Origin of the sequence: Mesorhizobium sp. M2A.F.Ca.ET.039.01.1.1 (assembly GCF_003998035.1) — a bacterium.
GTDB lineage: Bacteria > Pseudomonadota > Alphaproteobacteria > Rhizobiales > Rhizobiaceae > Mesorhizobium.
In genome coordinates this window covers 1-6,846 of record NZ_RZRY01000338.1, presented here as the reverse complement: position 1 = coordinate 6,846, position 6,846 = coordinate 1, and the positions used below count along the sequence as shown (strand labels likewise).

Below are 6,846 nucleotides of genomic sequence, written 5' to 3'. Positions count from 1 at the left end.
GGCTGAGCAAGCCGGCGACATGGTCCACATCGGCATTGGTCAGCACCACAGCGCGGATAGGCGTCGAGCGCAGCGGTGCGTCGGCCGCGGGCTGCAGCTCGGGCGTTTGCGCAATCTGCTGGCGGATGTCGGGCGATGCGTTGAAGAGAACCCAACCTGTTCCGTCCGCCGATACGGCGACGGACGATTGGGTTCGGGAGCGCAGACCGGGCACACCGGCGCGGGCCGCGCGGCTCAGGCGATAATTGCAGTTCCACTGCGGAAAGCCGCCTCCCGCCGCCGATCCGATGATCTTCACGCGCATGGCAATGCATGCCCCGCGGGCCAACTGACCGGCGCCACTTTTGCGGCTGCGGTCGATTTGCGTCCGCGTCTTCTGATATCGCAAAGAATTGCATGCCCCGTTGAGCAGGGCATGCAATTCACGGGCTACTTTTTCCGCCGGATTTCAGCAGGCAGATATCGCGAAATTTCGAAGCCCGCCGCCACCTGACACATGGTTGGTTTCTTCCAGGTCTTCTTCATCGAGTTCTCCTTTCTGCAGCTCGCACGGAGCGACGGCGCCGCCAATGCAAAGTGTTGGGCGTTGCTAGGCCGCCTGCAAGGCACGTTGATTGGCGTCGCTCTCACCAAGAGCGTTGAGCGCCTCGTCGGTTGCCGATTCTTCCTTCAAAGTCTGCCGGAGCAGTGGAAGAGCATCCTTGAGGCCGAGCTGTTCGGCCCATGCGATCAGCGTGCCGTAGCGCGCGATTTCATAATGCTCGACTGCTTGGGCGGCGCCAACCAGCCCTGCGTCAAGCGCCGGCTCGTCCTTGTACTCTTCGAGGATTTCCGAGCCCTCCTCGATGATGCCGTCAATGGCCGGGCAGGTCTTGCCCCTGGCCGGCTTGCCGAGCATGTCGAAGACTTGCTCCAGGCGGTCCACCTGGTCTTCGGTTTCCTTGAGGTGCTTTTCGAAAGCGGCGCTTATCTTTTCGGACTGTGCTGCTTTCGCCAGCTTTGGCAAAGCCTTCAGGATCTTCTTTTCCGCGTAGTAGAGGTCTTTTAGTCCGTCCAAGAACAGGCTTTCCAAGCCGTTCGAGGTCGCGGACGAAGCTTTTTTCGGCATCTTAGGTCCTCCTTGGGTGTAGGGATGTGCCTGCGGCACTCTTCCTAATCCGCCCGGAGACCCGAAGTTCCGACAAGAGTGTCATCATCGCTGGCGCCGTACTCTCAACGACTTGGCTCTGAAGGCAGTCCGGTCGATGAGGAAGTTAACTTCCGCCTTATCCGACATCGCGCATTCGCTCGATTTCCTCCGGCTCTTTGTCGTCCATTCCGGCGATCTCGTTGCGAGCCTTGTCGTTGGCCTTGATCAGCTCATCGAGCTTCGCCTGCAGCGCTTGGGTGTCGCGATGCTCGGCCCTTTGAATAAACAGCGTCATTGCCCAGGTGACCAGCGTCGCGGCGCCATGCCAGTCAAGCGTCTCCCGCTCGAAGAAGTACCAAGCAACAGTGTAGCCGCCCAAAACCAAAAAGGCCGCCGGTCGGGACGTCAGTGTGCCGACTTTGGTCAGCGCTTCTCGAAGCTGCAATGTTGCCATGCCTGCGAACGGCTGAGAGCAATCCGGGTTCCCGCTGGATATGTTGGGCTGCAACCTAGCTCGAGGCGGCAACGTCCCCTCGTGTCAATCGCTCTCGCCGTGGAAAGCCATCGAGCAGATTGCCAGAGTGTTCAAGCTCCCCACGGTGCGGCGATCCGTTTCATTCCCCGCGGTCTAGGATTTGCGGGAACATCGGCGTCATCGTCCAGTTATCTCGCGTCAAGGAGGAGGTGCTCATGAACGCGACGAAAGAATTCCTGCGCAGCTGGCTGGAAGAGAATGTCGGCAACTTGCCCGCCGAAACCGAGATCAGCGTTCCGATGCTGGCGCAGCAATTCGAACAGGACGCCGACGCCGCCGGTTACGGTCGCGAGGTGCGGGAGCAGGAGGTCGGCAATATTGAAGACGCCATCCAACGCGCGCTGGACAAAATCGGCGAAGAAAACAGAGGGTCGGAATCCAGTCGAGATGAAGAGAATTCGCTGGCGCCTGTGATCGATACCCTGGAAGCCGTTGAGCCTGAACAGATACCGAGGGGTCCGGCAGGCCGGCCGACTAGTCTAGCGGATCTCCTTTGGCAAGCGCCGCGATTACCGCGTCCAGAACCGCCTTTGGGCAGGTCTCTCCTTCGCGCAGCGCTTCGAACAATGAGGTCACCACGCTTTCCAGCGTTTCGCCGTGATCCTTCGACAGTTTCGAAGCTGCTTGCGTGAGCGCTTCGAATTCCAAAAGGCTGAGTGGAGAGTGGCGCGTCATGGTTCCTCCATCGCGAGGCGGACGCAGCAGGCAACCGGACGCTTGCCGCAGTCGTAGAAGTGCAGCGGTTCAGCCTCAACCACATTTGTTGCAGTGAGCAGCCGTTGGTTCTGCCCGGTTGCGGAAGGTGGCGAGGCCGGTCGCGCCGCGCACGGAACAAAGGGCGGCCACAAAGGTTTGGACCCTGCCTCCAGCCTGCCCGGAAGCCAGCAGACATCCGACCAAAGCGGAGAAGGTGCTCAATGACGAAGTCGCGCCAAAACGAAGATCCTGTGCGATCCACTCCAAGCAGTGGTAGGACCGGCCAGCAAGCAGGAGCGGACAGGGATTCGCCGCAAGAAGATCCGGTTGAAGGCTCGCGGAAGGTTGTGGATCGCGAGCTCGCCCGGCAAAAGCTGTCGGGCGGGACTGATAAGAAGGAGGCCGAGCAAAGCCTGCGCGACCAAACCGAGGAAGAGACTGATCTGCCTCAGAAAGGGTCGGCCTGATAGCAAGCAGCCCACCACTGCAAAAATTCGCCTGCTTTCGCACCCCCGCCTAAATTCCAACCATGACGGCAAAGTCCAGGAAGAACCTGCTTCTGTTGCTTGCGGCCGCAACGTTCGGGCTGGCGCTCTATAACAATCTCCTGGCGAGACGGGCGTTGGCCGCACGTCCGCTCGGGCGCTTCATCCATCTCCGGGGAACGAAGCTGCATTTCCTGGAGGCGGGCCACGGGCAACCGCTTCTGCTGTTGCACGGCAATGGCGCCTCGGCGGAAGACTTCAAGACAAGCGGCATCTTCGGCAGGGCCGCCGCTAGATATCGCGTACTTGCCTTCGACAGGCCCGGCTTCGGCATGAGTCCACGCCCGGCCGGCAGACCTTGGACAGCAGCTGCCCAGGCCGACCTCATCGATGCCGCGGTCGCGAAACTCGGCATCGAGCGCTACATGGTTGTCGGCCATTCCTGGGGAGCAGCGGTGGCGCTCGAAATGGCGCGCCGGCATCCCCGGTCGGTTGCCGGCGCCGTTGTCGTCGCCGGCTATCATTACCCGTCGCCAAGGCTTGCCCTTGTCATCTCCGCGCTGCCGGCGGTTCCGCTGATCGGGACGGTGCTGCGCCACGCGGTGCTGCCTTCGCTAGTCAGGCTGAACTGGCGCTGGGCGATGAAGAAGATTTTTCATCCGGCAACGATCGCGATCCCTTTCGCGACAACGACAAGAGGGTTGGCGAGCCGGCCCTCGCAACTGCGATCCATCTCCGCTGAATCCTTCCTGATGCTGGCATCGGCACTTTTCCCAAATCGCCAATATGCCGAAATCGCCGTCCCTGTCGGGATAATTGCCGGCGCGGGCGACCAGCTGTTCGATGCCAAGACCGAGGCGCTGCGGTTGCAAGGCGAGATAAGCCATTCACTTCTGGATATCGTCCCGGGTGCCGGACATATGGTGCATCAAAGCAATCCGAAGGCGATCCTAGCGATGATCGACAAGGTTGCGGCTTTTGCCAATATTGGTGACATGGCGAAGCGCCGGCTCGTACGACATGATTAAGTGCGCGGGGCCCGCGGAACAAAGTAATACGGCCGAGGTCCGGCGGGCTTCCAACGGAGAACCAGCCTCGTTTTTTACCGACAAGAAATTGCAATTCCCGGCCAGGGTAGAAGAGCCGAAAGCTGTCTACGCGCGCGCCCTGCAGCAGGCATCGGTGGCGCAAATCCCGAACACGGAGGAACTTTCCCGTGGGTGCGGCTTTATCATCGTGATTTCAAGCGATTGCAACGAGTGGAAGATGTTGCGCACCGTTGCCCGGCCGTGCCGGGCCTCCCTGCCTCTGCTGGCGCTGGCGCTTGCCTCCTGCTCCTCGTCTGAAACCGTCGACCAGCAATCGAAGCTTGCAGCCTCGACGGTACAGTCGGCGGTGATGGTAAGTGATGCCTGGCTCGCCGGCGCCGCGCCGTCCCGCTACGCATCGTCCGCCTTGCAATCCTTTGCCGAGACACTCGCCGACGCCGGCCGGCAAGTGCAATCGGCGTCTCCGTCCGACCAGGCAAAGCGGGATGCGCTGGCAGAGGCTCTCAGCAGGCTGTCGAACGCGGCAAGGCGGGCCAAGGACGCGGTCGAGGCCGGACAGCACGCCGAGGCCAGCCAGGCGCAGCAGGAACTTCGCGCCGCGCAAGGCGACCTCGCCGCCGCCTATCGACAATACTTCTCGCCGGGCCGATGAAGAAGCTGCTCGAGATCTCGCTTGGTGTCGTCACCAGCGTCGGCGGCTTCCTGGAGGTCGGGTCGATGGCGACGGCGGCACAGGCCGGCGCGCTGTTCGGCTTCCAGCTCATCTGGGCGGTCGTGCTCGGCACCATCTGCATCATCTTCCTGGTCGAGATGGCCGGCCGCTTCGCTGCGGTCAGTCATCACACCATCGCTGACGGCATCCGCGAGAGGTTCGGCTTCAATGCGTTCATCTGGCCGCTGCTTGCGGTCTTGCTGGTCAACTTCCTGGTGCTTTCCGCCGAGATCGGCGGTGTTGCCATTGCCGCCGAGCTCGCAACGGGTATCGGCTTCCAATGGTGGGCCTTGCCGGTGGCTTTCCTGGCGTGGCTGCTGCTGTGGAAAGGAACGTTTGGCCTCATCGAGAAAGGGGTGTCGATGCTTGGCCTCGTCACCGTGTGCTTCGTCGTCGCGGCCGTGATGCTTCGGCCTGAATGGAAAGAAGTGGCTGTCGGCGCCGTGCCCAGCCTGCCGCACCACGACACGGCGAAATACTGGTTCATGGCCGTCAGCATTCTCGGCGCCTCGATCTCGCCTTACCTTTTCATGTTCTATTCCTCCGGCGCGATCGAGGATCAGTGGGACAAGAGCTATCTCGGCACCAATCGGGCGATTGCCGGCCTCGGCATGAGTTTCGGCGGGACGATTTCCGTGGGCGTTCTCGTCGTGGCCGCGCTCGTGCTTGGCGCTCATGGCGTTACCGAAGTGGACGACTATAACCAGCTGCCATTGATGCTGATTCCGATATTCGGCTTCTGGGGCTTTGTCCTTTTCGTTGCTTCGCTGGCAATCGCCTGCTTTGGCGCCGCGCTCGAAGTGGCCTTGCAGCAGGCCTATCTCGTCGCACAAGGGTTCGGCTGGAACTGGGGCGAGGATCTCAAGCCCCGCGACGATCCCGGTTTCAGCCTGGTCTACACGCTGACGCTCTTCCTTGCCGCCGTTCCGATCACGCTCGGTCTCGACCCGTTGAAGCTCACTATCTTCTCGATGGCGCTGACCGCGGCGAGCCTGCCGCTGACGGTCGTGCCTTTCCTTTTCCTGCTGAATGACGACCGCTATGTCGGCGAGCACCGCAACGGCGTGGTTTCCAACGCGGCCGTGATCTTCGTCATCGCGCTCGGCTTCGTGCTGGCGGTGGTGTCCATTCCACTGCAGATATTCGGAGGTACGTGATGCAGTTGCTGCGCGACATACTGGACAAGCAGGTCGTCGATCGCGAGCAGGTCAAGATCGGCAAGGTGGACAGCATTGTCGCCGAGCTGACGCCGGGCAAGCAGCCCAGTGTAAGTGCCGTTGAACTCGGCTCGATCGCGCTGGCGCGACGGCTTGGCTCGGCGCCCGCAAGATGGACGGCGAAGCTCGCGGCAAGGCTGAGCGGCAAGCAGCAGGCACGGCCCCACCGGATCGCCTGGGACAAGGTGCGCGATATCGGCGTCGACTTAGAATTCGAAATCGACGTCCGCCGGACCAGGATCTTCGCCTGGCAGGACTGGCTGCGCGAACATGTGGTCGGCCGAATACCGGGAGCGTGAGCATGGCGACTGTACACCTCGATCACCTTGCCGGCAGGCGCGTGTTCTCCGAGCACGGCAGGAGCATCGGCTATATCGAGGAGATCATCGCCGAGCGGGACGGCAGCGACCTTGTCGTCACCGAATTCCATGTCGGGATCTTTGCCGCGTTCGAGCGCTTGTCCGCTTCGACCATCGGCACCGCCTTGCTCGACTTCTTCGCGTTGCGGCGGCGTGAAGGCCTTTATCGCATTCCCTGGGACAAGCTCGATATTTCCGATCCGACGCGCCCCAGGCTGCTCTGCCGCGACGAGGAGCTTGCCGCTTTCAAGGCGAAGCCCGAGGGCAAATGACGATTTGCTAAAAAGCTGCCCATGCGGGGGAACATAGCAGCCTGCGCGAAGTTGGATTCGCATGGAGGAGGCTGCGCCATGAACAGTGTCATCTATCTCATCGGTCTGATCGTCGTTGTGCTCGCGGTGCTTTCCTTCCTCGGTTTTCACTAGGAGGCACCATGCAGCGCGAGAACGATCGGGGCCGCGAGCCCGCCGACTTTGGCAAGGCAAAGGACGAACTTGCCGACAGGATCCAGGAGGAAACCCAAAGCGCGGGTGAAGCGCTTCACGATGCCCGCGACGAGGTCGCCCGCAGGGCGGGGGCGTATGCGGCCGAAGCCCGGCAGGCGGTCGCCGAAAAAGCCGAGCAGGCGCAGCGCGATATCGGATCGAGCCTGTCCGCTTTCGGC

Annotated in this window: 11 protein-coding genes and 1 pseudogene; 8 read left to right on the top strand and 4 right to left on the bottom strand. The window is 61.7% G+C overall.

Features of this window, described 5'->3' with window-relative positions; genetic code table 11:
• The 4 genes from EOA24_RS22845 to EOA24_RS22830 form a co-directional block, all read right to left on the bottom strand.
• A partial coding sequence (locus EOA24_RS22845) for an MBL fold metallo-hydrolase (RefSeq protein WP_245501831.1) occupies positions 1-304 on the bottom strand: 304 nt, incomplete at its 3' end.
• A 125-nt stretch (positions 305-429) separates the two neighbouring features.
• Positions 430-525, bottom strand: a complete 96-nt coding sequence (locus tag EOA24_RS22840; RefSeq protein ID WP_126064473.1) for a pyrroloquinoline quinone precursor peptide PqqA — start codon at positions 523-525, stop codon at positions 430-432.
• 64 nt (positions 526-589) lie between these two features.
• Entirely contained in the window at positions 590-1,108 is a 519-nt protein-coding gene (locus EOA24_RS22835; RefSeq protein ID WP_126083715.1) for a ferritin-like domain-containing protein, read from the bottom strand.
• A 157-nt stretch (positions 1,109-1,265) separates the two neighbouring features.
• Complete coding sequence (locus EOA24_RS22830; RefSeq protein WP_126081294.1) at positions 1,266-1,583, bottom strand: low affinity iron permease family protein; 318 nt, start codon at positions 1,581-1,583, stop codon at positions 1,266-1,268.
• A 236-nt stretch (positions 1,584-1,819) separates the two neighbouring features.
• Between EOA24_RS22830 and EOA24_RS43210 the strand changes: the two genes are divergently transcribed.
• The 8 genes and pseudogenes from EOA24_RS43210 to EOA24_RS22790 all read left to right on the top strand — a co-directional run.
• Positions 1,820-2,296, top strand: a complete 477-nt coding sequence (locus tag EOA24_RS43210; protein ID WP_126081295.1) for a DUF768 domain-containing protein — start codon at positions 1,820-1,822, stop codon at positions 2,294-2,296.
• Positions 2,297-2,581: 285 nt separating this feature from the next.
• Positions 2,582-2,827: a hypothetical protein gene (locus tag EOA24_RS22820; RefSeq protein ID WP_126081296.1), complete on the top strand. Its 246-nt coding sequence runs from the start codon at positions 2,582-2,584 to the stop codon at positions 2,825-2,827.
• 62 nt (positions 2,828-2,889) lie between these two features.
• Positions 2,890-3,873 (top strand): alpha/beta hydrolase, encoded by a 984-nt coding sequence (locus EOA24_RS22815; protein WP_126081297.1) that lies wholly within the window; start codon positions 2,890-2,892, stop codon positions 3,871-3,873.
• Positions 3,874-4,111: 238 nt separating this feature from the next.
• A complete protein-coding gene (locus EOA24_RS22810) occupies positions 4,112-4,546 on the top strand; it encodes a hypothetical protein (RefSeq protein WP_189354143.1) in 435 nt (144 codons plus the stop codon).
• Positions 4,543-5,763, top strand: coding sequence for a divalent metal cation transporter (locus tag EOA24_RS22805; RefSeq protein WP_126081299.1), 1,221 nt, complete (start codon positions 4,543-4,545; stop codon positions 5,761-5,763). The genes EOA24_RS22810 and EOA24_RS22805 overlap by 4 nt, the downstream gene beginning before the upstream one ends.
• Complete coding sequence (locus EOA24_RS22800) at positions 5,763-6,122, top strand: hypothetical protein (RefSeq protein ID WP_126081300.1); 360 nt, start codon at positions 5,763-5,765, stop codon at positions 6,120-6,122. The genes EOA24_RS22805 and EOA24_RS22800 overlap by 1 nt, the downstream gene beginning before the upstream one ends.
• Positions 6,123-6,124: 2 nt before the next feature.
• A complete protein-coding gene (locus tag EOA24_RS22795) occupies positions 6,125-6,454 on the top strand; it encodes a hypothetical protein (RefSeq protein ID WP_126081301.1) in 330 nt (109 codons plus the stop codon).
• 161 nt (positions 6,455-6,615) lie between these two features.
• A pseudogene (locus EOA24_RS22790) lies at positions 6,616-6,846 on the top strand (hypothetical protein); the annotation flags it as partial.

Coding starts and splice junctions, on each gene's coding strand:
- EOA24_RS22840 (WP_126064473.1), bottom strand. CDS start 525: ATGAAGAAGACCTGGAAGAAACCAACCATGTGTCAGGTGGCGGCGGGC.
- EOA24_RS22835 (WP_126083715.1), bottom strand. CDS start 1,108: ATGCCGAAAAAAGCTTCGTCCGCGACCTCGAACGGCTTGGAAAGCCTG.
- EOA24_RS22830 (WP_126081294.1), bottom strand. CDS start 1,583: ATGGCAACATTGCAGCTTCGAGAAGCGCTGACCAAAGTCGGCACACTG.
- EOA24_RS43210 (WP_126081295.1), top strand. CDS start 1,820: ATGAACGCGACGAAAGAATTCCTGCGCAGCTGGCTGGAAGAGAATGTC.
- EOA24_RS22820 (WP_126081296.1), top strand. CDS start 2,582: ATGACGAAGTCGCGCCAAAACGAAGATCCTGTGCGATCCACTCCAAGC.
- EOA24_RS22815 (WP_126081297.1), top strand. CDS start 2,890: ATGACGGCAAAGTCCAGGAAGAACCTGCTTCTGTTGCTTGCGGCCGCA.
- EOA24_RS22810 (WP_189354143.1), top strand. CDS start 4,112: ATGTTGCGCACCGTTGCCCGGCCGTGCCGGGCCTCCCTGCCTCTGCTG.
- EOA24_RS22805 (WP_126081299.1), top strand. CDS start 4,543: ATGAAGAAGCTGCTCGAGATCTCGCTTGGTGTCGTCACCAGCGTCGGC.
- EOA24_RS22800 (WP_126081300.1), top strand. CDS start 5,763: ATGCAGTTGCTGCGCGACATACTGGACAAGCAGGTCGTCGATCGCGAG.
- EOA24_RS22795 (WP_126081301.1), top strand. CDS start 6,125: ATGGCGACTGTACACCTCGATCACCTTGCCGGCAGGCGCGTGTTCTCC.